This is a genomic window from Fibrella aestuarina BUZ 2 (assembly GCF_000331105.1).
In the GTDB taxonomy this organism is placed as follows: Bacteria; Bacteroidota; Bacteroidia; order Cytophagales; family Spirosomataceae; genus Fibrella; species Fibrella aestuarina.
On sequence record NC_020054.1, the window covers coordinates 4,667,366 to 4,690,451 of the forward strand.

General features: G+C 57.9%; 17 protein-coding genes. 8 read left to right on the top strand and 9 right to left on the bottom strand.

The features are described from left to right. Positions 1-71 precede the first annotated feature (71 nt). Together FAES_RS19195 and FAES_RS19200 are read right to left on the bottom strand one after the other, a co-directional pair. Positions 72-956 (bottom strand): universal stress protein, encoded by an 885-nt coding sequence (locus tag FAES_RS19195; RefSeq protein ID WP_015332879.1) that lies wholly within the window; start codon positions 954-956, stop codon positions 72-74. Between the two features lie 14 nt (positions 957-970). Further along, the gene (locus FAES_RS19200) at positions 971-1,840 is read right to left on the bottom strand and encodes a universal stress protein (protein WP_015332880.1); all 870 of its coding nucleotides are present in this window, start codon (positions 1,838-1,840) and stop codon (positions 971-973) included. A 182-nt stretch (positions 1,841-2,022) separates the two neighbouring features. On the opposite strand from FAES_RS19200, the gene FAES_RS19205 reads away from it, so the two are divergent. After that, positions 2,023-3,141 (top strand): L,D-transpeptidase family protein, encoded by a 1,119-nt coding sequence (locus FAES_RS19205; protein ID WP_015332881.1) that lies wholly within the window; start codon positions 2,023-2,025, stop codon positions 3,139-3,141. A 14-nt stretch (positions 3,142-3,155) separates the two neighbouring features. Here the strand turns inward: FAES_RS19205 and FAES_RS19210 are convergent, their stop codons facing one another. The 6 genes from FAES_RS19210 to FAES_RS19235 all read right to left on the bottom strand — a co-directional run bounded on the left by FAES_RS19210 (position 3,156) and on the right by FAES_RS19235 (position 11,322). Continuing rightward, on the bottom strand, positions 3,156-4,253 hold the full coding sequence (locus FAES_RS19210) for a sensor histidine kinase (protein ID WP_015332882.1): 1,098 nt from the start codon (positions 4,251-4,253) through the stop codon (positions 3,156-3,158). A gap of 44 nt (positions 4,254-4,297) precedes the next feature. Further along, complete coding sequence (locus FAES_RS19215; protein ID WP_015332883.1) at positions 4,298-5,269, bottom strand: aldose 1-epimerase; 972 nt, start codon at positions 5,267-5,269, stop codon at positions 4,298-4,300. A gap of 119 nt (positions 5,270-5,388) precedes the next feature. After that, the gene (locus FAES_RS19220) at positions 5,389-6,840 is read right to left on the bottom strand and encodes a leucine-rich repeat domain-containing protein (RefSeq protein ID WP_015332884.1); all 1,452 of its coding nucleotides are present in this window, start codon (positions 6,838-6,840) and stop codon (positions 5,389-5,391) included. A gap of 71 nt (positions 6,841-6,911) precedes the next feature. Next, complete coding sequence (locus FAES_RS19225) at positions 6,912-7,718, bottom strand: molybdopterin-dependent oxidoreductase (RefSeq protein ID WP_015332885.1); 807 nt, start codon at positions 7,716-7,718, stop codon at positions 6,912-6,914. Further along, on the bottom strand, positions 7,715-8,449 hold the full coding sequence (locus FAES_RS19230; RefSeq protein WP_015332886.1) for a cytochrome b/b6 domain-containing protein: 735 nt from the start codon (positions 8,447-8,449) through the stop codon (positions 7,715-7,717). Before FAES_RS19230 ends, FAES_RS19225 begins: the two co-directional genes overlap by 4 nt. A 41-nt stretch (positions 8,450-8,490) precedes the next feature. Next, positions 8,491-11,322 (bottom strand): M16 family metallopeptidase, encoded by a 2,832-nt coding sequence (locus FAES_RS19235; RefSeq protein ID WP_015332887.1) that lies wholly within the window; start codon positions 11,320-11,322, stop codon positions 8,491-8,493. 212 nt (positions 11,323-11,534) lie between these two features. Here FAES_RS19235 and FAES_RS19240 point away from each other — a divergent pair, with 212 nt between their 5' ends. Beyond that, entirely contained in the window at positions 11,535-12,920 is a 1,386-nt protein-coding gene (locus FAES_RS19240; RefSeq protein WP_015332888.1) for a GntP family permease, read from the top strand. Between the two features lie 78 nt (positions 12,921-12,998). Here the strand turns inward: FAES_RS19240 and FAES_RS19245 are convergent, their stop codons facing one another. Next, a complete protein-coding gene (locus tag FAES_RS19245) occupies positions 12,999-14,420 on the bottom strand; it encodes a serine hydrolase (RefSeq protein ID WP_015332889.1) in 1,422 nt (473 codons plus the stop codon). Between the two features lie 547 nt (positions 14,421-14,967). Between FAES_RS19245 and FAES_RS19250 the strand changes: the two genes are divergently transcribed. From FAES_RS19250 to FAES_RS19275, 6 genes are all read left to right on the top strand, one after another. Then, a complete protein-coding gene (locus FAES_RS19250; protein ID WP_015332890.1) occupies positions 14,968-17,043 on the top strand; it encodes a PAS domain-containing sensor histidine kinase in 2,076 nt (691 codons plus the stop codon). An 11-nt stretch (positions 17,044-17,054) separates the two neighbouring features. Next, a complete protein-coding gene (locus FAES_RS19255) occupies positions 17,055-17,762 on the top strand; it encodes an MBL fold metallo-hydrolase (RefSeq protein WP_015332891.1) in 708 nt (235 codons plus the stop codon). 236 nt (positions 17,763-17,998) lie between these two features. Continuing rightward, on the top strand, positions 17,999-19,012 hold the full coding sequence (locus FAES_RS19260; RefSeq protein WP_015332892.1) for a threonine aldolase family protein: 1,014 nt from the start codon (positions 17,999-18,001) through the stop codon (positions 19,010-19,012). A gap of 83 nt (positions 19,013-19,095) precedes the next feature. Then, a complete protein-coding gene (locus FAES_RS30655) occupies positions 19,096-21,297 on the top strand; it encodes an ATP-binding protein (RefSeq protein ID WP_015332893.1) in 2,202 nt (733 codons plus the stop codon). A 138-nt stretch (positions 21,298-21,435) separates the two neighbouring features. Next, on the top strand, positions 21,436-22,506 hold the full coding sequence (gene pheS, locus FAES_RS19270; RefSeq protein WP_015332894.1) for a phenylalanine--tRNA ligase subunit alpha: 1,071 nt from the start codon (positions 21,436-21,438) through the stop codon (positions 22,504-22,506). A 148-nt stretch (positions 22,507-22,654) separates the two neighbouring features. Beyond that, entirely contained in the window at positions 22,655-22,987 is a 333-nt protein-coding gene (locus FAES_RS19275; protein ID WP_015332895.1) for an arsenosugar biosynthesis-associated peroxidase-like protein, read from the top strand. Positions 22,988-23,086 lie beyond the last annotated feature (99 nt).

The window sequence follows — 23,086 nt, forward strand, 5'->3', positions numbered from 1 at the left end:
ACGACAACAACGGCCTGACATTCGCTTCAGGCCGTTGTCATGTCAGCACAACACCTTCGTTCGCTGTTTGGCTAGAAAGCAGGCAGCGCAGCGGGCCGTTCGGGCTGGCTAGCTGACTGATGGCGTGTTGCCATTGCCTGCTCACCGTCATACAGCGTCAGCAGCGGCACGCGCGGCGCGAAGGCCAGCGAGCGGGTTACGCTGTTTTGGAGCAGCACGTCGAAGAACCCTTTGTGATGCGGAATCAGCACCAGCAGGTCGGTGCGGTGCTCGTTCAGATACAGGTCGATCCCGTGCAGCGCGTCATCGTCGTAGATAAAATAGGGGTTGGCCTGTACACTGTCGAACGCCTGCTCCACCACGTCGCGCGTCAGGGGCGACAGCGGCTCGCCGGGTAGCCCCTTCTCGATGGTAAGGAGTGTCAGGTTGGCCCCTTTGCGACTCGCCAGTTCGTTCAGGAACGTAAGCGATTCGGTATGATTGACCGACCGGTAATCGGTAGCCAATACAACCTCCTGCACGGGCGTGATGGGCGCCCGCGTCGGCACCACCAGTACGTTCGTTGGGGCACTCCGCACCAGCCCCGTCGCTACACTACCGAACAATTCGGCAAAGCCCGTGCCCGATGCGCCCACAACGATCAGGTCGAACTGCTCATCGGTAAGTAGTTCATCGACAGCCCCAACCGGACCACCCAGCGCCACCATCGTGCGGTACGTATGGTAATCGGGAACGGGCTGTTGGGTGATTTTTTCCTTGAGTTGGCGCAATTGGGTTTCGGCAACCGCTCGGTCCTCGGCCAGCATCAGAGCACCCGCGTAGCTTTCTTCAAGCCGGATCGGGTACGTATGCAGGAGGCAGAAATTCGTAGCTGTATCGGCAAACAGCGCCTGGGCAAACGCAATGGCGTGTTCCGAAGCGGCCGAAAAGTCGGTCAGTAATAAGAGCTTATACATGGTGATGGGTTGGTTTAGAGGGCAAAATCCAAGTTAGACAGGTCGTCGATCAGCCGGGGTTCATCGCTGTGGCCGTCGTCGTAGAGCACCATCAGGGGCACGGGTGGCGTGTATGCCAGCGAGCGGGTTACGCTGTTGTTGGCCAGCACGTCGGACCAGCTTTTGTGTTTGGGAATCGTCACCAGCAGATCTACCGGGTGGCCGTTCAGGTACGTGTCGATACCCTGCCGGGCGTCGGGGGCCTGCGCCAGCGTCACGCTCGGCTCAATGGGCGCCAGAAACTGCCGGATGCGGGCTTCCTGGTCGGCGTAGACAATCTTTTTACCGGGAGTTTTCACCGTCAGCAGCGTCAGGTTCGCCCCTTTCAAGGCCACCAGTTCTTTGAGCGGCTCCAGCAGCCTGCAGTTTTTCAGACTGGCAAAATCGGCGGCCAGCACCACCTGCCAAACGGGCCGGATGGGTGCGTCGACGGGCACCACCAGCACGTTGGCGGTCAACTGCCGGATCAGCGCCGTGGCGCTATTCCCAAACAAGGCATTGGTCCCATCTTTTTTCGCGCCGATAACGACCCAGTCGTAGGTTTCGACGCCAACAGCCTGCGTGGCTACTTCGAGCAACGTACCTGGATACGCCGAACTGCGAAACGTATGCCAGTCGGTGGGGGCTTCGTGGCGCAGTTGTGCCACCACTTCGTGCAGTTGGTCGGCGAAGGCCGTATGGGCGGCCTGCGTTACGTACTTACGGCTGTAAAAGGCATCGGTTTCCACCGGATACACACACATGAGATGAAAGTCGGCAACGGTGTCGCCAAACAGCGAGCGGGCAAACTGAAGGGCATGGCGCGAGGCGTCGGAAAAGTCGGTGAGCAACAGAATCTTTTTCATAACACAAGGGGCTTATCGGCAGGGCAACGTCCCGGCTCAGACAAAGTTGGATCGACTGACTGGCTCCGCTCATGACACCCGTCAGTCGCTAACCTGATAGAATTCAACCCCTTAACTGAAGACCATCACGCGGTCAGCGGATGGGGTGAGCCATCTTTGCCACCAACGAACCTGACCTGCCCATGCGCCGCTCTCTTGCTGTTTTTCTGCTGTTGTTGACCGTATTTCCGGCAGTTGCCCAAACGCCCGGCGACTGGGTACGTCTCCGGCAATACGCCCACTCGATTGGGGTTGATAGCCTCTGCGCCCAACCCGATGCCGCCTGCCTGACCCGCTATTTCACCCAACTGGTGTATGGCCGAACGCCCCGCCGGATGGGTTATCAGGGGGTGGCGGAACAGCTCGACACGGTGCGGCTCCACCGGCTGACGCGGCTCTTTCTGGCCGGAGGCGACTGGTGCCCGCTGCTCGACTCGCTGGAGCCGCACGACCGGCGGTACCGGCAGCTAACGGCTTATTGCCTGCGCTGCCTCATCGACGATTACCTGGGTGATTCGCTGACGATCGGGCAGGTACACGAAACGCTCAATACATACCGCTGGCTCAACCGGTTTCCCGTTGCGCAGCGCGTGGTCGTCAATATTCCGTCGGCTACGTTGCGGCTGATCGATGGGCGGGGCGATACCCAGTTTAGCAGCCGGGTGGTGGTGGGTAAACCCAGCACGCCCACGCCCGTATTCGCCGCCTATATCCCCAGTCTGGTCATGTACCCGTACTGGACCATTCCCCGCTCCATATTGGCCGAATACCTGCCCAAGATTCGGAAGAACCCCACGGCCGCGCTCAATCAGTTTGGGCTTCAGGTGCTGGATAACAAAGGACAACTACTGGACCCCAGCCGGGTCGACTGGACGGTGTCGGCGAGCGCGTTTCCGTATCGGCTGCGCCAGTCGACGGGCTGCGACAATGCGCTGGGTCTGCTGAAATTCAGCATCAATAGCCCGTATGATGTGTATTTGCACGACACCAACGTGCGGCGGGCCTTTTCGCTGGAAAACCGGTTTCTAAGTCACGGCTGCATTCGGGTAGAACGCCCCGCCGACCTCGCCAACCGGCTGCTGGGCCGCGCGCAGTTCAGCGCCGATTACCTGACGCGCTGCCCGATCAACGCCAGCCCGAAAACCATCGTACTCCCCCGCCCTATTCCGGTCATTACGACCTACAACGTGCTTGACCTCGACGACGACGGGGCCATTCGGGTATATCCCGATCGGTATGGCTGGTGGCGGTTGGTGCTGTAGGGACGCGGTGCCGGTCAGAACTGCACGACAAACTCGGCGCCGCCGTTACGGCTATAGCTGAGTTGTCCCTTGAGTTGCTGCGTCAGCGCCTTGACCAGCCGCATCCCCAGGGACGTACCTGGCTGATCGACCAGTTCGTCGGGCACGCCGGGCCCGTTGTCGCGCACAATCAGGCGATTACGCCCGTCGGCCGACTGATCCAGAATCAACTGGATGGCGCAATTGTCCATCTTCCGAAAGGCGTGTTTAAACGAGTTGGTAATCAGTTCGTTCACAATCAGGCCCAGCGGTACGGCGGTATCGAGCGGCACCCGGAGCGCCGCATAATCCTCCACCTGAATCGCCACGTTGGGCGTCAGTTCGGCATGGTGGCTGGCAATGATCTCGATGAGCTCTTCCAGATAAGCGCACAAATCAACGCGGCTCACGCTTTCGTTGCAGTACAGCTTTTCGTGAAGAATAGCGATGGATTCGAGGCGTTTTTCGCTTGTCCGCAACGCTTCGAGCGCCCGCACATCGGTAACAGACGCGGTTTGCAGGCGCAGGATCGAGGCAATGACCTGCAAGTGATTGCGCATCCGGTGGTGGCTTTCCCGAATCAGCAGTTTTAACTCCTCGGTCTCGGCCGTGGCCCGGCGATCGACCTCCGTCAGGTAATTGCTCCGGTCGAAAAACAGGAAGAACAACGATACGAGAGCCCCGAAGAAAAAAGAGCAAACCACCAGATAACCGATCGACGAGAAAGGAGCGAAATCAATCCACTGAGCGTAGAAATACATCGATACGGTGATGCAGACCGTGATGAGGTTGCTGATCAGGATTTGCTTCCAGAGCGTCCAGTGCTCCTGCTCGCGTCCCCAGAATGAGGGAAAGCACCGCGGCACCAGTACGCCCAGCAAACCGACCCACACGAAAACAGGAACCCCAAACCCCAACAATACCCACACCTTATAGGGATGCTGAAAGGAGCTTAACCCAAACGGCTGAAACGTTAGGTTAACCAGTGAAACCAGAATGCCAGCCAGCAGTGCTTTACGGAAGGCCTTGCTGACGTCGAATGGTTGTGGATACGGTGCCTTTAGCTTTCGTAGCAGAGTTTGCGGGCGAATCATTTTTTACGAAATGAAACAACCTGTGAATATAGGTAACTTTTAGTTTATATCAATCTGACATCGATACTTCCTTGTAGTTCATCACCCGGATTCAACACGGTCAACCCTTCGCCGTTATTAAACGCATTGGCGTTGGCCGTCTGGGGTTCGATGGCAATGCTATCCCGGCGCAGTGGGGTGTAGACCACAATGTAGGGCAGCGATTCGCTCTGGGTTAGTTCGAGTGCCACGTTTTCCTCGGGCCAGCGCAACGTAGTGACGGCCTGTTTTTTCCCGTTTTCGTCGCTAAACTGCGCTTCGAAGGGCGTGTCAAGCTGTACATTCTGCATGGCAAACGTACCCAGCCGGTCGGCGGGAACGGGCCGCTTTCCGGTCGGGATCATGTGCTGATCGAGCTCGACGATGGCGCGCACGGGCAGGGTCAATTCCAACTCATCGACAGGGGCGTTGTTGAGCGTAAAATAGGGGTGCCAGCCAAACGCCGCCGGGCAACGCGTGGAGCCGGTATTGCTGGCTTTGAACGAAACCCCCAGCCCCTGCGCCGACAGCGCGTAGGTAACCACCAGCGAAAACGGGAATGGGTAGCCAGGTACGTCGCCCGTGTAGTTAAACTGAATCGTCAGCGAAGCATGGTGCAGATTGGCTTCCTGATGAATCACCCGAAACGGTTTCTGGTGCACAAACCCGTGCAGGGCATTGTCGCGCATGACTTCGTTCAGGGGCAACACGTAATCGTTACCTTCGAATTGATAGATACCATGCCGAACGCGGCTGGCAAACGGAAACATCAGCGCGCTGGCGTAGGTCTCATCGGCCAGCAATGCCTGTGCCGACGCCGGGCTGTCCACCACTTTGTAGCGGGTATCGCCTTTCCGAAGCACCAGTTGGCGCAGAATACCACCAAAACCGGGGAGCACCGTTGCCCATTCGCCGGTGTCGGGGTTGCTTAAAATGTAGTCTGTGAGGGTCTCTGTACCTTCAATAGGCCCAATCTGGCGTGTTTCAATCGTGAACATGGAAGCGAAAGTAAGTTGCGATAGTCAGTTTGGCGCGATCGTATAGGGGCTGGTTCGTTGTTTTTTGGTCTGGTACAAGCAACCCCCTACCCGATCATCGCCGCTACTTTCCTACCTAACTAATAATACACCGCCGTGTTCTGCGCTTCCAGTTGATCGATCACTTTTGCATAGGGGCCAATTTTGGCGTCGTCGCGGGTGACGGGGTTGCTGCGCAGGAAAAGGTGCTTCAGGCTCGAGAGCTGCGTGACGCTGGTGGGCAGCACCTGAATGTTGTTACCGCTAAGGTCAACTGACTCCAACGTTTTCAGGTCAACCAGTTGATCCGGGAAGGCGCTGAGCCGGTTGTAACTCAGATCGAGCAGCCGAATGGCTTTGAACCGGTTGAACGCAGTTGGCAAGGTAGCCAGCGGGTTATGATGCGCGTAGAGCGTATCGAGGCGGCGCAGCCTGGCCAGCTGCGGAGGCAGGCTCGTGAGCTTGTTATGGGCTACCGCCAATTGCTCCAGTCGGCGCATGTTACCAATCTGTTTCGGCAGCGTAGTGAGTTCGTTGTAATACAAGTCCAGTACCCGCACGTGTTTCAGTTTCCGGATCTGTTTGGGCAGGCTCGTCAGCCCGGCGTTGTAGAGATTCAGGTCGTAGAGGTGCTTTAGCCGCTTAATCGCCTTTACGTTCAGTTCGGCCAGCTTGTTGTTGCCCATCCAGAGGCTTTCCAGGTTGCGGGCGTTGCGCACGCTCGTCGGAATGCGCGTCAGTTTATTGCCCTGGAGCGTCAGGGCGAGCAGGTGTTTGTTGGGCGTAATGAACACGCTGTCGTTGCCAATCTGGTTGAACAACACGCTCAGACGCCGCAGTTGGGGCAGGTCGGCTGTGAGGCGGGCGGGGAGTTTTACCAGGCCGTTTTTTGACAAATCCAGTTCCTCCAGATTCGGAAATCGATAGACGACGTCAGGTACGTTCTTCAGATCCAACTGATTGAAGTAAACGTACTTGACGGTATCGGGCCGGGTGGTAGCAGCAGCGGCTTCGAGCGTACTGATGGTGCTGTCGCCAGTACGAACGGCCCGTTTCTCCCGAGGACGACCGAAGTTGGTGAAATACTCATTGCTGTAAGGGGAAGCCATCGGTTTGGCATACCGATCGGTCTGATAGAAGACAGTCAGGCGGCGAAGTAACTCATCGAGCGCTTTCCGGTTTGGCTCGCCCATCGGGCTGATGATGATCCAGTCGGCTCGGCCGTTGGCAGCAAACAGTTCCGTAACGTTATAAAAAAAACCGTCGGCGGGCTGACTACCCTGGCTCTCGACGGCTGTATTCTTTTCGTTACTATGTTCCATCAGCGCATCGGTCACCTCTTTTCGCTTCGCGGGAGGCAATGCATCCACTTTAGTTTCAATTGGTGCGTAGGTACGCATCAACTCGGCGGGGCTTATGTTGTGCGCGGCCGAATCGGCCCAAAGAATTACCCGCGTGGGCGAAGCTGGTGGTGCGCCAGCGCTGACGGTCTGTTGAGCAAACGTAAGCCGGCTACCAGCGAGCAGTAGGGTGAAAAGGAGGGCACGTACCATACCTAAGCGTTTAGTTTACTTAGCGATGCGGCCCGTGCCCACTTTCCACAAAAAAGGCGGCTTCTATTTTTTTAAAGGCCCGAAAAATAGTCGTAGCCCTGTTCGGCCCAGAAGTCGCGGGGCGGCTGGTCGGCAAAGAAAATGCGCCCGATGCATTTGAGGTTTTTGATGCCGTATTTGATCGGAATCAGCAGCCGCAGGGGTGCCCCGTGGTTGGCCGAAATGGGTTCGCCGTTCAGTTCGTAGGCCAGCAGCGTTTGCGGGTGCAGCGCACTGGCCATATCGATGCCCACGTAGTAGCCCCGGCTGGGTGTTTCCATGCCCACGTACCCGTAGCGATCGGCCGGGTCGGTTTTACTGACGGGCTTCCCCGTACGCGCACCGGCCCCGTAGCGGTCCAGCACATCGACCAGCCGCACGCCACCCCAATGCTGAATCTGGCTCCAGCCTTCCACGCACTTAAACTCAATTACTTCCTCGTGCTTCGGCAAGGCCCGGATGTCGTCCATCGTCAACACCTGGCTGTCGGTGGGGCTGCGCTCCAGCCGGAGTTGCCAGTCGGTGGGCATGGCGGGCGTCAGGCCAATACCCCCGTTGACCCGTGCGGGTTTGGCGGCCATGTCCAGCGGAAACGTAGGCGCCAGCCGGCCGGGACCAATCAGTCCCTTGAAGACCTTTGCATTGGCCTTGTGGGCCTCTAGCAACGGCTGGGGAGCCCCGCCGCGCGTGGGCTGGGAACGTACCCAGCGCCAGACACTCACCGGTACGAGCGCGGCCAAACCAAGCCCGACAAAGGCTTTGATGGTCCGCCGGCGCGCCTGCTGCTCAACCGTCTGGTCGTCGGCGGGCGGGTTGGGAACGGGTTGATCGGTGGTCATAGAGGCTGGTCGGTTGAGGGTTGTAACGATGACGAATCAGCACGCGGTGGCCGGTCGGCCGTTGGGGTGCCGTCAGGTACGTTGGTCAGTTCGAAGCCCGCCACCATAGCTCGGAAGTTATTCCAGCCGGCGCGGATCACCTGCGCAATGTGCACCACAAAAAACAGCAGATAGCCCATCGTCAGGGCGAAATGAATAACGCGCGCCGTTTTGTAGCCACCGCAGAGCCACGTCAGCCACGAAAACTGAATGGGTTTGTAGATAGCCAGCCCGGTCAGCAACGACCCGAACCCCATCAGCACGACGCCGGTGTAGGCAATCTGCTGCGCCCCGTTGAACTTCCGTTGGGGCGGCAGTGGCCCTTTGCGCAGGCCCAGATCGTGCAGCGTGACCTGGATGGCATCGCGGAACGAATGGCGATTGGGCACCAGTTGCCGCCATTCGCCCGAGATGAGCGTATAAAGCACATAGGCCACGCCGTTGATGACAAACACCCACATCAGCGCAAAGTGCCAGGCCATCCCCTCGGCCAGTCGCCGTTTCAGGTGCAGGGCATTGAAGACCCATTCCGGAAAAAACGAGATGAGCGTGTAGCCCCCGATCTGGATTTTGTAGGGATGGTAGGCCCAGTAGATAAGCAGCCCGCTCCAGATCATGGCAAACAAAACCGGGAAGTTCACCCAGTGAAACCACCGGATGGCCAGTGGGTGTTTTTCAACGATTTTCTTCATGGTAAAGGCAGGCTGCTGTTCTTGTGGAAAGGTATGTAATTCTACTCTTTTTTACCACTCCCCTGCTCGGCTGCCGGTGCAGCGGGCTTATCGACCACGGCTTTTTTTGCTTTGGCGAAATCACCGGCTTTCACAATCACCAGCTTGTTGTAATCGATGTATTTCTTGACGGCCGTATTTACCTGCTCGGGCGTCAGGGCGGCTATGCGCTTTTCGAGCTCGGCATCGTAGGCAAAGCTACGCCCTTCGGCTTTTGTCAGGTACTGCGCCCAGGTATCGGCCAGCAGGCCATCCTGTGACCGCTCCACCTGCTTGTTCTGCAACACCGCCGCTTTGGCCGTTTTCAGTTCGTCGGCCGTTACGCCGTCGCGCACCAGCTTGTCGATTTCGTCTTTGTAGGACGCTTCGAGGCGGTCCGAGTTTTCAGGGTTATAAATAGCATACGAGCCGAACGTACCCACGGCGTCATTATCGTCGGCATACAGATACGACCCCACGCCATAGCTTACGCCCTCTTTTTGCCGGATGCGGGTAGCGAGCCGGGAGTTCAGGAAGCCGTCACCCAATATGTAGTTAGCCATGTATAGGGCGGCGTAGTCGGGATGGTCGTCGCGCATCGGAAACTTCAGGCCCGCCGACAGCGCGGCATTGGCCTTGTCGTCGGTCTGCATGGCTTCGGTGCCGGGTTTCACATCGGTGAAGAGCTGGTACGGCACACGGCTGTAGGGCCTGGGCGCTTTCCAGTTGCTCAGGCCCTTGATGGTCTTCATCACGGCGGCCTCATCAAAGGCACCGACCACCGACACCACCGCCTGCTGCCCGCCGTAGAAATTTTTATAGAACGCCTTCACGTCATCGAGGGTCAGCTTCTTGATGTTGTCGATTTCTTCGTCGAACGTTTCCAGGTAAAACGGGTGGCCTTTGGGGTACGGGCTCAGACGCCGCCGGATCTGGTTCTGGGCAATCGACTGGGGCTCCTGCTTTTGTGACTCGATCTCAGCCAGCCGCTCTTCTTTCAGTTTCTTAAATTCGGCATCAGGGAAGGTCGGATTGCGCAGGTAGTCGGTCACGATCGCCAGCACGGCAGGCAGGTTTTCTTTCTGCGTCTCGACACTCACGATTGCACTCTGCCCGTATCCATACACGTAGACCTCCGCTTTGAGCTTTTCCAAGCCGTCGCGGATTTGCTGGTAGCTGCGCGTTTTGGTACCCCGCTCGAGCATCGACGCCGCAAAACTGGCCGCCGTGCTCTGGTTCATCAGGCTTTGCGCATCGCCCATCCGCAGCCGGATCCGCATGTGTACCGAGTTGCCGCGCGTGCTTTTCTGCAACAGGCCGTAAGTCAGCCCATTGGCTTCCTTCCCCCGTTTGGTACGCGCGTCGATGTTGGCGGGCGACGGGTCAAACGCCTCACCAGCGGCAACCATCGCTTCGCCCTTGTAGCCGTTGACCAGCGCCAGCACGTCGGGCGTCGCGGAGATTGTGGCGCGGTCAGGTTTCTGGTCGGGGATGAACGTACCCACGGTGCGGTTGCTGGGTTTCAGATAGGCCTGCGCCACGCGCTGCACATCGGCGGGCGTAACTTTCCGCAGGGCATCGCGGTAGAGGAAAAGGAGTCGCCAGTCGCCCGCCGCCATGTACTCGCTGAGGTTCAGCCCCACCCGGTCGACTTGCTTGAACAGCATATCGATCCGGCTCAGGAGCTTGGTCTTGGCCCGTTCCACTTCCTCAGCCGTGGCCGTTTTTTGGGCCATCTCGTCCAACGTACCCAGCATGATCGCGCGCGCCGAGTCGAGCGATTGTTCTTTGCGTAGTTCGGTGTAGAAGTAGGCGAAGCCGGGGTCGTAGAGGGCGGGCGTCCAGCCCCACTGCGTGGCGGCTTTCTTGTTTTCGATCAGCGCCTTGTACAGCCGACCCGACGGCTCGTTGGTCAGTACGTCCATGAGCACATCCATCGGCGCGTAGTCGGGGTGGGCACCGGCGGGCGTGTGGTAGGCCACGGCAATGCCCTGCGTATCGCCCACGCGGCGCAGGGTCACGGCACGTTCGCCATCCTGCACGGGCTCGACGGTGTAGGTTTTCGACAGCACCCGGTCCGGCTTCGGAATGGGGCCGTAGAGTTCGCTGATCATCGCCAGCGTTTTGGCTTCGTCGAACTTACCCGCCACGAGCAGAATGGCGTTGTCGGGCTGGTAAAAGCGCTTGTAAAAGGCTTTAAGGCTCTCGATGGGCACCCGCTCGATGTCTTCCCGGGAGCCAATGGTCGATTTGCCGTAGTTATGCCACAGGTAGGCCGACGACAGCACGCGGTCCATCAGCACCGATTGCGGCGAGTTTTCGCCCATCTCGAACTCATTGCGCACCACCGAAAACTCGGTATCGAGGTCTTTTTTGTCGATGAAGCTATTCACCATCCGGTCGGCTTCGAGGTCGAGTGCCCAACGCAGGTTCTCGTCGGTAGCCGAAAACGTTTCGAAGTAATTGGTGCGGTCAAACCAGGTGGTACCATTGGGCCACGAGCCATGTTCGGTCAGTTCCTGCGGGATGTTCTTGTGGCGCGTCGATCCTTTAAACACCATGTGTTCGAGCAGGTGGGCCATGCCACTTTCGCCGTAGCCTTCGTGCCGCGACCCCACCATGTAGGTGATGTTGACCGTTACGGTTGGTTTGGAAACGTCAGGGAAGAGCAGCACCCGAAGGCCATTTTTGAGCTGGTATTCGGTAATGCCTTCCACCGATGTTACACGGGTCATGCCATCGGGCAGCGACGGGGCGGCCGGTTGGGCTGTGGCGTGGGGACGTAATCCCGACAGACACCCAACGGCGAGGGCGGCCGTCAGCAGCTTCCTGAGCAGGTAGGGTTTGGTTTTCATACAACGTATCGAGTTTAACTGGTTGGATGCGTTTACCCGCAACCTTCCACAAGGCCCGAAACGGCGTGAATGGGTTGTCACACACGCCGACTGCTCGTCCGACGTTTACGCTTTTTTAACAGCCGCCGGTCGAACGTACCCAGGTGATAGGCAATCGCGAAAGCGATTGTACCTTGCGGCCACCGAAACCCCGTATCCTTCCTGCCCCCACCATGCCGCCCCTGCTGTTGCTAACCTTGGCCATTCTGGCCATTATTCTGCTGAGTTCCTGGTACAAACTGAACACGTTTGTGGTACTGCTCGGGCTGGCGGTGCTGGTTGGGTTGCTGGCGGGTATTCCCGGCGAGACGGTGCTCACCCACATCCGCACGGGCTTCGGCCACACCCTCGAAAAAGTTGGGTTGCTGATCGTGCTGGGCACCATGCTCGGCAGCCTGCTCGACCGCACCCACGCCACCACCGATCTGGCCAATTTTATCCTGCGCACGGTGGGCGAATCGGCCGGCCGCGCCGACCGCACGCCGCTGGCCGTCACGCTGATCGGCTTCCTGATCGGCCTGCCCATCTTCTGCGATTCGGGTTTTATTGTATTGAGTGGCCTGGTGCTGACCTTGGCGCAACGGCTGGGCCGGTATCACCTGCGGCTGATGCTCAACCTGGCCGGGTCGCTCTACGCCGTGCACTGCCTGGTGCCGCCCCACCCCGGCATAACCGCCGCCGTCGGGATACTCAACCCCGATTCAGGCCAGGATAGCCTGGGCCAGATGATGTTGCTGGGTACGTTGCTGGCCGTGCCAGGTACGTTGGTCAGTTACCTGTGGGCCAGGTACGTCGATCGGGGCGACCAGACGACAGCACCGCGCCTGCCCGTTGACCAGGCGAACGAGTCAGCCCCGCAGCAGCGCGGCGCGTCGGTACCCGTCGGGGCATTTTGTGCGGTGCTGGTGCCCATTGCGCTGATTGCCGCCAAGCCCCTGTTCCTGCTGGCGCCCGACCGGGTCCCGCCCCTGCTGCTCACCCTCATCCGCTTTGTGGGCGACCCGGTAATGGCGCTGGCGATCGGGATGCTGATCGCCCTGACGCTATTTCGCCGCATCGACAAAGCAACGGTCAACGCCGTGCTCGACGATGCCATCCACAAAGCCGGGCCGGTGCTGGCGATCGTGGCGGGTGGCGGTGCCTTTGGCGAAATCATCAAACACATCGGCCTGGAGTCGACCATCACCAACTGGGCCACAGCGACGGGCGGCACGGCGGGCCATATTCCGCTATGGCTACCCTTTCTGCTGGCGTTGGTGTTCAAAACGGCGCAGGGCTCATCGACCGTCGCTATCATGTCGGTGAGTGCCATTGTGTTGCCGCTCCTGCCCGCGCTGGGCGTTCAGACCGACTTCGACCGGTTGCTGGTGCTGGGCGCGATGGGCGCGGGATCGATGAGCGTTTCGCACGCCAACGACGCTTATTTCTGGGTAGTGTCGCGCTTTGGCCAGATCGACACGCCTACGATGGTCCGCTCCTACAGCCTCATGACCCTGCTGATGGGCCTGGCTACCTTCGCCACGCTCTGGCTGATTAGTCTGTTTACAGCGGGGCTATAACCTTGTAAGACGGACGGGACCTGCCCACCAAACGGCCTTCCAACCAGGTAGCGAAGCCGTACTGTTCACTGGCAACTTTTACAATTCCTTTAGTCTGTTTTTCGCTTCTTCATTATCGGGATTTAACTGAAGCGTTTTCCTGTAGAAGTTGATAGCATCCTCTTTTCTGTTCAACGCCAAATAGATATTGGCCATTGACAGGGCAACGAGGTCGCGGTCAGGAAATTCCCGTACGTTATTCTCCGCAATCAGGCGGGCATCCTCGTAACGTTTCAAGCTTAATAGTTTTTCGCCAAGGTAATACAACTGCAGCCAATCTACGGAATAATGGGCGGTATCAGCCTTCATACGTTTGTAGGCAGCTACGGCTTTTTCTGCAGTAGAACTGGCTATAATCGATTCCATTTTTTTATGAACCGGCTCTTTCAACACAACCGGTTTATCGTACAAAACCCTTACTATGTTTTTCGTAATACCAAAGAAATCAGTTGGGGCACTATTGCATAAAATAACGGCCATACTATTGGTGTCAGGCATCCGAATCATAAAGGAAATGAAGCCTTCCGTGGAGCCCAGGTGGTAATTCGCCTTGACACTGTCTGTGGGCGTATATCGGAACAGCTGGTTAAACCACCCATAACCATATCGGGCGGGTCGGCTACCGGGCGTCAGCATGGCTTGCGTCAATTCTTTATTGAGCAATGTATGGTTGGCAATGGCCATGTGAAACGTGAACAAATCCTCCACGGTGCTGTACAAATCCCCTGTTCCCATCGTGTTGGACTGGTCCCTGAAGTCAGCGCTCACGTAGTTTCCGAATCCGTAGTCGTAGCCCGATGCCCGTTTGGGCACAATTTGCGTGTGCGCGTAAGAACCAGAGCTTTTCATGTTCAGTTTACTAAAAATCTCCTCGTTCATAGCCTGCGCGTAGGTCTTCCCCGTTACTTTTTCGATGATACACCCCAAGGTAAAATAGCCCCAACTACTGTACAGATAACGCGTGCCCGGAACAAACGCCAGAGCCGAGTCGCTATACACGGTCAAATAAGCAGCTCTGGTAAAATACTGGCGGCTAATCCGTGGAAAGAAATCGCTGATGATATCATAATTAGGCATTCCCGACGTGTGGTTCAGCAATTGCCGGATCGTCACGTTGGCAGCCGGTTTATTCTTAAAGGCGGGCAGGTAATAAGCAACGGTTTCATCCAGGTCTATAAGCCCTTTTTGAACCAGTATCAATACTAATGTTGCGGTAAGGGGTTTAGAAATTGACCCAAGCATAAACTTGGTATCCGTTGAATTAGGAATAGCCCATTCTCTGTTGGCTAATCCATAGGCATCTTTGTAAATAACGTGGCCATTTTCTGCCACCAAGACGGCACCGTCGAACATGTTATAGCCATGATATGTTTTCATCAGTTCGGATAACCGATCGGCCTTGGTCTGCGCCAGCAGCACCTGCGTCGATAGCATAGCCAATACGAATAGAGCGTGTTTCATGACCCAATCAATGTAGTAGTTGCCAGTGTAGCTACACAAAGCTATATGCCCTGGTTTATGATCGGGAAATAGGGCGGCCTTTTGATCGTTTGGTAAGTTGGGACGGCGGCGATTCGCGGGAATCTGTCTTCATCATTTCTTTTGAAGCAAGCCGTATTACCTGGTGTCTGGTTAGCAACAGCGCGATCTACAGGCAGAAGCGCATACTAAGCGGCGGTCCGCTTAAAAATTCGGTTAAAATACTGACCCGGCACAGCCAACTTACCCGTTAACTGACTGATTGTTTGCCACTCTACGAAGCCGATGCTCTACAGCCACTTTTGTGATCGATCAATTAGTACATACTAGCTGGATTTAGTAGTACATTTAGCTTTACGAGTACATCCTCTTTTTCAAACCTAGTGCTGTGAATCGTCTTTCCCTGCCTGACCCAACCCGACCCGATCTGGTCAGGAAGGCAACACTGGTGCTTGCATTCGGCCAACCGGCAAACGCATGCAGGGTTATACAAGCGACAATTGATGGGCGGGCCTTACATAGCGACCTGATGGGTGCCCAACTGGACCAGTTACCCCTGCCATTCAGTACCCCGGCCTTGATCGAACGGCTAGAGTCGGCGGTCCATCAGGCCTTACCTACCCAGTTTACGTTTGCCCATCCCGCCGACGGCACCTACCACTGCGATCTCATGCAGGTTGACGATTGCCGGCTGGTGCTTTCGTTGGAGCGACGTGACCCCGAGGAGCCGCTGGCCCTGGCCGACATTGTGGAAACGATGCCAAGCGGCCTTGTCGTCTTCCGGGCGATCCGGGATGAACACCAGGTCATTGTTGATTTCCAGGCCATCCTCTGCAATCAGGTTGGGGCCGATATCGTCGGGCAAAGCCGGGAGACGATTCTGACTCAACCCATCAGTAAGCGCTACGAAAAGATGCAGGAATACGCGTTTTTTCATCAGTACGTAGCCGTCGTTGAATCGGGTAAGCCGCATGACCAACTGCTGCACCTGCCTACGCTGGACCTCTGGCTCGACGTCTCGGTGGTGAAGTATGGCGATGGGCTGCTGGTCTCGTTTCAGGACGTTACCGTAGGGCAAAAAACCGCGTCACTGCTGGCCAGCGTGATGAACAGCTCACCAGCGGCGGTTCGGTACTACGAAGCCATCCGCGATTCGGATGGCCAGATTATCGATTTCATGACCAGCACTGGCAACGAACTGGCGGCGTACCGTGACTTCCGCCCGTATCCGTCGACCACCGGGCGGCGCTTGCTGGACCTGTATCCTCATCTGAAAACAAACGGCATCTTCGAGCGCTACGTAGCCGTGGTGGAATCGGGCGAAAGTCAGCGCTTTGAAACGACCTACGAAGGACCATCGCAGCTGTCCTGGTTCGATAGTACAGCAGTCCCCCACGGCAACGGGTTCGTGATCACGAACCTGGACATTACCCCCTTCAAGCGGGCTCAGCTGGCCCAACAGCGCCAGTCGGAACTGATCACGGAGGTGCTCAACAGTTCGGCCACCAGTATTCTGGTGCTCGAACCGCTGTATGACGAAGCGCATCAACTCACCGACTTTCGGATTACGCTGGCAAACCCGGCCACACAGACGCTGTTTGCCCCCTTCGTTGGCCGTGACTTTACGCACGAGTCGATCCGGCAGCAAAACCTGCTGACGCTTTTTCCGGCGATTCGGGAGCGCGATCTGTTCAAAGCGCTGACGGCGGTGATCAGCACGGGTCAGCCCCTTCAGGAGGCCGTCGACTACCCGCAGCTGGGCATTACCTACGATTATGCCATCTCCCCTTTTCAGACGGGTGTGCTGATGATCACCACCGACATTACGCCGCTGCGGACGTACCAGCAGCAACTGGAAGCCAACAATGCCGCGTTGGTGCGCTCGAATGATTATCTCCAGCAGTTTGCCTACGTCGCTTCGCACGACCTACAGGAGCCCCTGCGCAAGATTTACGCCTTTGGCGATCTGCTGCTGAAACAGTACACCCCTGTGCTGGATGCCAACGGCCAGGATTTGTTGCAGCGAATGCAGAGCGCAGCCATTCGCATGCAGACGCTGGTCAAAGACCTGCTCGACTACTCGCGCCTCACTACGCTACAGACTCCGTTTGAGCCCGTGTCATTACAGGACCTGCTTCGGGCCACTCTGGACGATCTGGAAACGACCATCCAGGCCACCAAAGCAACCATCACCCAAAGCGGTGACGCCCTGCCGGCCATCCCGGCAGACAAAACCCAGATGGGGCAATTGCTGCAAAATTTACTGACCAACGCCCTGAAATTTACCCGGCCCGGTGAGCCACCTCAGGTACGTATCACCACCCACTTGCTCGAGGCCGATCAGCTTCCGTATCCTGCCCGGCAGTCGGCCAGCAACCAGTGGGTCAGCCTGTGCGTAGCCGACGCGGGAATCGGGTTTGATGAAGCTTACCAAGAGCGTATTTTTGAGCTGTTTCATCGCCTGCATGGCCGCAGCAAATACACCGGAACGGGCATTGGTCTGGCGGTCGTCAAAAAAGTAGTCGACAATCATCACGGGCTGATCACCGCCAGCAGTCAGCCGGGGAAGGGGGCTACCTTTACCGTTTATCTACCACAACATTAAACCTGTTACCCATGGCCTCCCTGCGTCAGCTGACGGCGTCGCTCTACCAGATCAGTCTGGGTGTCGTCAATGTGTTTGTCATTGACGACCGGGCCGATGGGCTGACCCTGATCGATACCGGCTACAAAGACAGCAGCAAGGCCATCGTCTCGGCCCTTCGCCAGGCAGGTAAAGACCCAGCCTCCCTCAAGCGGATCATCCTGACGCACAGCCACCCCGACCACGCAGGCAGCGCGGCCGCCCTCGGCGCCGAGTGGGGCATTCCGGTCTGGGCGTATCACCTGGACGTCCCTTTGCTGGCGAACGGAACCGCTGGCGAAGCCCCCATTCACCGGTCGCCGGGCGTGATCAACTGGCTGGTCTACCACCTGTTCATCAAACGGGGCAGCCCGGCCATTGACCCCGTCACAGTCGACCGGCCCCTGACCGACAAGGAGGTGCTGCCGATAGCGGGCGGGCTTCAGGTGCTACACACGCCGGGGCACAGCAGCGGGCATATTTCGTTGTGGTTGCAGCAGGAAGGCGTCCTGATTGCCGGCGACCTCTGCGCCAACGTAGCCGGGCTGGATTTCAGCACCGTGTATGAAGACCGAGCCCTCGGCCTAAGCAGTATCTTGGCCGTTTCTCAGCTTCCGTTCGACAAAGCCGTATTCGGCCATGGCAAGCTGCTGGCACCCAGAGCCAATGAAAAACTAGCCTCGAAGTTCGGCGCGCTGTAAGCCCTGTCTGGCGTTGGCCGTTGGCAACGCCGCTAGTTTACTGAAATCCAAGGCAGATGTCCTCCAGCTATGCTCTACGCCAACTGAAGACGCCCTCGTGTTCACCAACGGCCAGGTATGTTAGACGTACCCAGTTTCATAAAATGACCGACTGGACCATGGCTCGCCCAACGCGCTGACTGGTATCTTAGCAGTGCCATTGTGCATTATTCATTGTGCATTGTTCATCAATACTCATGCCCGATTTCCGCAGCGATACCGTAACCCGCCCAACACCCGCCATGCTGGCCGCTATGATGGCCGCCCCCGTTGGCGATGATGTCTTTGGCGAAGACCCAACCGTAAATGCCCTCGAACAGAAAGCCGCCAGCCTGTTTGGCATGGAAGCGGCCCTGTTTTGTACCTCCGGCACGATGACCAACCAACTCGCCATCCGCACGCACGTGCGCCCCGGCGACGAGGTGATTTGCGATCAGCTCTCGCACGTGTACCTCTACGAAGGCGGTGGCATTGCCGTCAATGCGCTGGCCTCGGTAGCGCTGCTGGCGGGCGAGCGGGGCAAGCTCACGCCCGAACTCATCGCGCCCGCGATCAACAACCCAGCCGACGTACACCGGCCCATCTCGCGGCTGGTGTGCCTCGAAAACACCGTCAACAAAGGTGGTGGGGCTTATTATACCGTCCCGGAGATTGCGGCCATCCGTCAGCTGTGCGACGAACGCGGTCTGGCGCTGCACCTCGACGGCGCCCGGCTGTTCAACGCGCTGGTCGAAACCGGCGATGCCCCCGAAGCCTACGGTCGGTTGTTTCATTCGATCAGCATTTGTTTGTCGAAAGGGCTGGGTTGCCCGGTGGGGTCGCTGTTGTTGGGCTCAGGTACGTTCATTGCCCAGGCGCGGCGGTTCCGCAAGCTCATGGGCGGTGGCTGGCGACAGGCCGGTTTCCTGGCGGCGGCGGGCATTTACGCCCTCGACCACCACGTCGAACGCCTGAAAGTCGACCATTCGCGCGCCCGGCAACTGGGTCAGCTGCTGGCGAAACAACCCGAGGTGGTCGAGGTGCTCCCCGTCGATACCAACATCGTTATCGGGCGGCTCACCGACGGTCTCAGCAGCGCCGAGTACGTCGACCGGCTGGCGCAGCGCGGCATCAAGGCGGTCTCGTTCGGGCCGCAGCTGGTGCGCTTCGTGACCCACCTCGACCTGACAGACGCCGACATGGCCGCGTTTGAAACGGCCATGCAGGCGTAAATAGCAGCCGTTTCAACAAAAGGAATAAACCAGTTGCCCCGGTTTTCAGACCGGGGCTTTATGTTTACAGAAATTGCGGCTGTATGCGATCACTTTTCCTCTTTTGCCTGCTGCTTCTTGGGATCAACAGCGTTGCTCAGCGGGCAACGGCGCCCTTTCGGGTCGATTCGATTCCCAAAAACGGGCTGTCTTTCAAAACAGACTGGCGGTGGCGGGCGGGCGACGAGAGCGCCTGGGCCAGCCCGACCCTTGACGACAGCCGCTGGGAGACCGTCAAACCCACCCGGCGCATTGGCCGCCTGCCGCAGGTCGCCGAGGCGGGCATCAGTTGGTTTCGGCTGGCGTTTCGGCTCGACTCCGCCCTGGCCCGCGAATCACTGGCCTTTGATGTCTTTCTGAACGGCGCCGCCGAGTTATACCTCGATGGTACGTTGTATGAGCGGTTGGGAACGGTGAGCGCAACGGCCGCGGGCGAGCAACGCTACAAACGGGTTCGGGGCGACATCATGATGCTGCCTAAACTGGCGCCGGGGCTGCATACGCTGGCGGTTCGGTTTTCTACCCACCCCACGCCCTGGTGTATGCCAGCCTACATCGAGAATAAGGAAACGCTCGAGGTAACCCTCTGCCGGCCAGAGTCGTACATGCAGCACCGGGTTGCCAAAACGCACAGCGACACGCTCATCGAATACCTGCTCATCGGGTCGTTTCTGATGCTGGGGGCCATCCATTTTCTGTATTACGTGTACCGCCGCCAGACCATCAACCTGGTGTTTGGGCTTACGGCCCTGCTGTATTGCCTCAACGGTGTCGCCAACAATGCCACACCCTACATCCATTCACTGCCCCTGACCAGTTGGGTGGATTACATCGGCAGCCTGTGTAGCTACTCGTTCCCGCTCATGCTGTCAGCCACCTATTACCTGTACCTTCAGCACAAACACGGGCGGGTCTTCTGGTCGGTCACGATCATATCTATCGTCTGCCTGCTCCTGATGTACAAGGCCGATTATCAGAAAGGCGGCCTGCTTTCCGAATTACCACGCATTGGGCTGGGCATTGGGGCGGTAGTTCTCATCATCGACGGGCTGCGCATCACCACGATCGCCATGCGCCAGGTACGTACCCGCGAAAAAGCCGTCGTTATCCTCGTTAGCTTCTCGGCGCTGGTGGCGGTGCTTATTCTGGGGGCCATCTGTGTGCTGTTTGTGTTCTGGAAGACGCCCAGTCTGGCCGACGAAGCACTCGACGTGCTCCGCACCGTGGCGGGCTTCGGCATACCCATTACGCTGGCGTTTTTGCTGGCTAAAGAGCACGACCAGACCAACTCGGATCTGCAAAAACGACTCGCCGAAGTGGAGAAGCTGTCGGGCGAAAAAGAGGCGATCCTGACCCAGCAGAAAGAAACGCTCGAACGGCAGGTAGCCAAACGTACCCAGAAGCTCAACCAGTCGTTGCAGGAACTTCGTGAGACTCAGACGCAACTGGTGCAGCGCGAAAAGATGGCGTCGCTGGGTGAACTCACGGCGGGCATCGCCCACGAGATTCAGAACCCGCTCAACTTCGTTAACAACTTCTCGGAAGTCTCGGTCGAACTGCTCGATGAACTCCGGCAGGAACAGGCCCGCCCCGCCGATCAGCGCGACCCGGAACTGGAAGCCGAACTGCTCAACGACATCCACCAGAACGTGGGCAAAATTGGTCACCACGGGCAGCGGGCGGCGAGCATCGTGCGGGGCATGTTGCAGCACAGCCGGGCCAGCACCGGCGAGAAAAACCGCACCGACCTCAACGCCCTCGGCGACGAATACCTGCGGCTGAGCTACCACGGCCTGCGCGCCAAAGACAAGGCCTTCAACGCCAACCTGCACACCAGCCTCGACCCGGTGCTTGAACCCGTGACGGTGGTGGCGCAGGACGTGGGCCGGGTGCTGCTCAACCTCTTCAACAACGCCTTCTACGCCGTCTGGGAAAAAGCCCGCACCCAGCCCGCCGGCCAGTATCACCCCACGGTCTGGCTCTATACACGGCAACTCGACGGACACGTCGAGATTCGGGTACAGGATAACGGCAACGGTATTCCGGCCGAGTTGCAACGCAAGATTTTCCAGCCCTTTTTTACCACCAAACCCACCGGGCAGGGCACGGGGCTGGGGCTATCGCTCAGCTACGACATCATCACCAAAGGCCACGGCGGCACGCTGTCGGTCGATACGCAGCCTGGCGAATACACCACCTTTATCATCACGATTCCCGTGGATGAGGCCCCGGCACTCGGCAATTAAAAGCCGGGACGGTTATCTTTGAGGAAATTAGTCTGACGTTTGGCGGTTACTGGTTACGGTTGGCGCGGGCCAGCGCAGCAGCGTAAGGTGGGTTGAGCCCTATCAACCCGTCGACCTCAAACGTCAAATCTGCTTACCATGCTTGACAAAATCACCGAACTATACGCCGAAATCGACGCGGCGACCGTCACCAGCAAAGACGAACTGGAGCAGTACCGGCTGCGGTATCTGAGTAAAAAAGGAGCCGTCACGGAGCTGTTCGACGGGCTGAAAACCGCCCCCGCTGATGAGCGCCGGGCGCTGGGCCAGCAACTCAACGGCCTGAAAAACCGGGCGCAGGAGCGGTTCGCGGCCTTTCAGGAGGTCGTAGACGCCCAGCAGCAGGCCGCCGCTGCCCAACCCGCCGTGGACCTTACGCTGCCCGTTATCCCCAACCTGACCGGCACGCAGCACCCGCTGAGCATCGTGCGGCAGCGGATCATCCAGATTTTCGAGCGCATTGGCTTCAACGTGTCAGACGGCCCCGAGATCGAAACCGACTGGTACAACTTTGGCGCGCTCAACTTCCCCGATAACCACCCGGCCCGCGAAATGCAGGATACGTTTTTCGTCCAGAAATCGGCCGAGAACCCCTCTGCCGACGTGCTGCTACGTACCCACACCTCCAACGTGCAGATTCGGCTGATGGAGCACGTCCGCAACAGCTCCGCTGGCCAAATTGGCGGGTTCAAGCCCATCCGATCGATCATGCCGGGGCGGGTATACCGCAACGAGGCCATTTCGGCGCGGGCGCACTGCCAGTTCCACCAGGTCGAGGGCATCTACGTCGACCGGAACGTGGGCTTCAAAGACCTTAAAGACACGCTCTATCACTTCGTGAAAGAGCTGTTTACGAAAGACACCAAAATCCGGTTCCGGCCGTCGTACTTTCCCTTCACCGAACCCAGCGCCGAAATCGACATTTCGTGCCAGATCTGCGGCGGCAGCGGCTGTAACGTCTGCAAATACACGGGTTGGGTCGAGATCGCCGGCTCGGGCATGGTCGACCCCAACGTGCTGGAAAACTGCGGCATCGACCCCGACGAATACACCGGCTTCGCCTTCGGGATGGGCATCGAGCGCATCACCATGCTCAAATACCAGGTACGTGACCTGCGCCTCTACTTCGAAAACGACGTCCGTTTCCTGCGGCAGTTTGAAGGACTATGAGGAATGAGTGAAAACGATAAGGAGCGAACGAGTGATTGGCTGACGCCAGAGAAGCACTCCTTCGCTCTTTATCGCTTTCACTCTTTACCAATCTTTCTCTTCGCATCCAATTCTCCCTTTTTACGTATATACCTAAAAGTCCTTCTCCATGCAGACGTATTATGACCCCGCCGATCTGAAGAAGTTTGGCAAGATTGGTGAGTTCCAAAAGGAATTGGCCGATAAATTTTTCAGCTATTACGGGGCCGTTTTTGCGGAAGGTGCCCTTACTGCCCGCGAGAAATCACTCATCGCGCTGGCGGTGTCTCATACCGTGCAGTGCCCCTACTGCATCGACGCCTATACCTCCGATACCCTCGAAAAGGGCTGCTCGGAAGCCGAAATGATGGAAGCAGTTCACGTAGCGGCCGCTATCCGGGGCGGGGCCTCGCTCGTTCACGGCGTCCAGATGATGAACAAAGCCAAAGACTTGAGCATGTGAAGTGAAGGATGTAAACTGTATAATGAATAATGGACAATGGTAGCCGGTAGTGCACTTGTGCGTTAAGCCCATTATATATCATTCATTATACATTATTTC

Bases quoted from the DNA above. Each gene is read 5' to 3' on its own strand.
- FAES_RS19235 (WP_015332887.1), bottom strand. From the start codon at position 11,322: ATGAAAACCAAACCCTACCTGCTCAGGAAGCTGCTGACGGCCGCCCTC.
- FAES_RS19240 (WP_015332888.1), top strand. From the start codon at position 11,535: ATGCCGCCCCTGCTGTTGCTAACCTTGGCCATTCTGGCCATTATTCTG.
- FAES_RS19230 (WP_015332886.1), bottom strand. From the start codon at position 8,449: ATGAAGAAAATCGTTGAAAAACACCCACTGGCCATCCGGTGGTTTCAC.
- FAES_RS19220 (WP_015332884.1), bottom strand. From the start codon at position 6,840: ATGGTACGTGCCCTCCTTTTCACCCTACTGCTCGCTGGTAGCCGGCTT.
- FAES_RS19275 (WP_015332895.1), top strand. From the start codon at position 22,655: ATGCAGACGTATTATGACCCCGCCGATCTGAAGAAGTTTGGCAAGATT.
- FAES_RS19250 (WP_015332890.1), top strand. From the start codon at position 14,968: ATGGGTGCCCAACTGGACCAGTTACCCCTGCCATTCAGTACCCCGGCC.
- FAES_RS19215 (WP_015332883.1), bottom strand. From the start codon at position 5,269: ATGTTCACGATTGAAACACGCCAGATTGGGCCTATTGAAGGTACAGAG.
- FAES_RS19245 (WP_015332889.1), bottom strand. From the start codon at position 14,420: ATGAAACACGCTCTATTCGTATTGGCTATGCTATCGACGCAGGTGCTG.
- FAES_RS19195 (WP_015332879.1), bottom strand. From the start codon at position 956: ATGTATAAGCTCTTATTACTGACCGACTTTTCGGCCGCTTCGGAACAC.
- FAES_RS19210 (WP_015332882.1), bottom strand. From the start codon at position 4,253: ATGATTCGCCCGCAAACTCTGCTACGAAAGCTAAAGGCACCGTATCCA.
- FAES_RS19200 (WP_015332880.1), bottom strand. From the start codon at position 1,840: ATGAAAAAGATTCTGTTGCTCACCGACTTTTCCGACGCCTCGCGCCAT.
- pheS (WP_015332894.1), top strand. From the start codon at position 21,436: ATGCTTGACAAAATCACCGAACTATACGCCGAAATCGACGCGGCGACC.
- FAES_RS30655 (WP_015332893.1), top strand. From the start codon at position 19,096: ATGCGATCACTTTTCCTCTTTTGCCTGCTGCTTCTTGGGATCAACAGC.
- FAES_RS19205 (WP_015332881.1), top strand. From the start codon at position 2,023: ATGCGCCGCTCTCTTGCTGTTTTTCTGCTGTTGTTGACCGTATTTCCG.
- FAES_RS19260 (WP_015332892.1), top strand. From the start codon at position 17,999: ATGCCCGATTTCCGCAGCGATACCGTAACCCGCCCAACACCCGCCATG.
- FAES_RS19255 (WP_015332891.1), top strand. From the start codon at position 17,055: ATGGCCTCCCTGCGTCAGCTGACGGCGTCGCTCTACCAGATCAGTCTG.
- FAES_RS19225 (WP_015332885.1), bottom strand. From the start codon at position 7,718: ATGACCACCGATCAACCCGTTCCCAACCCGCCCGCCGACGACCAGACG.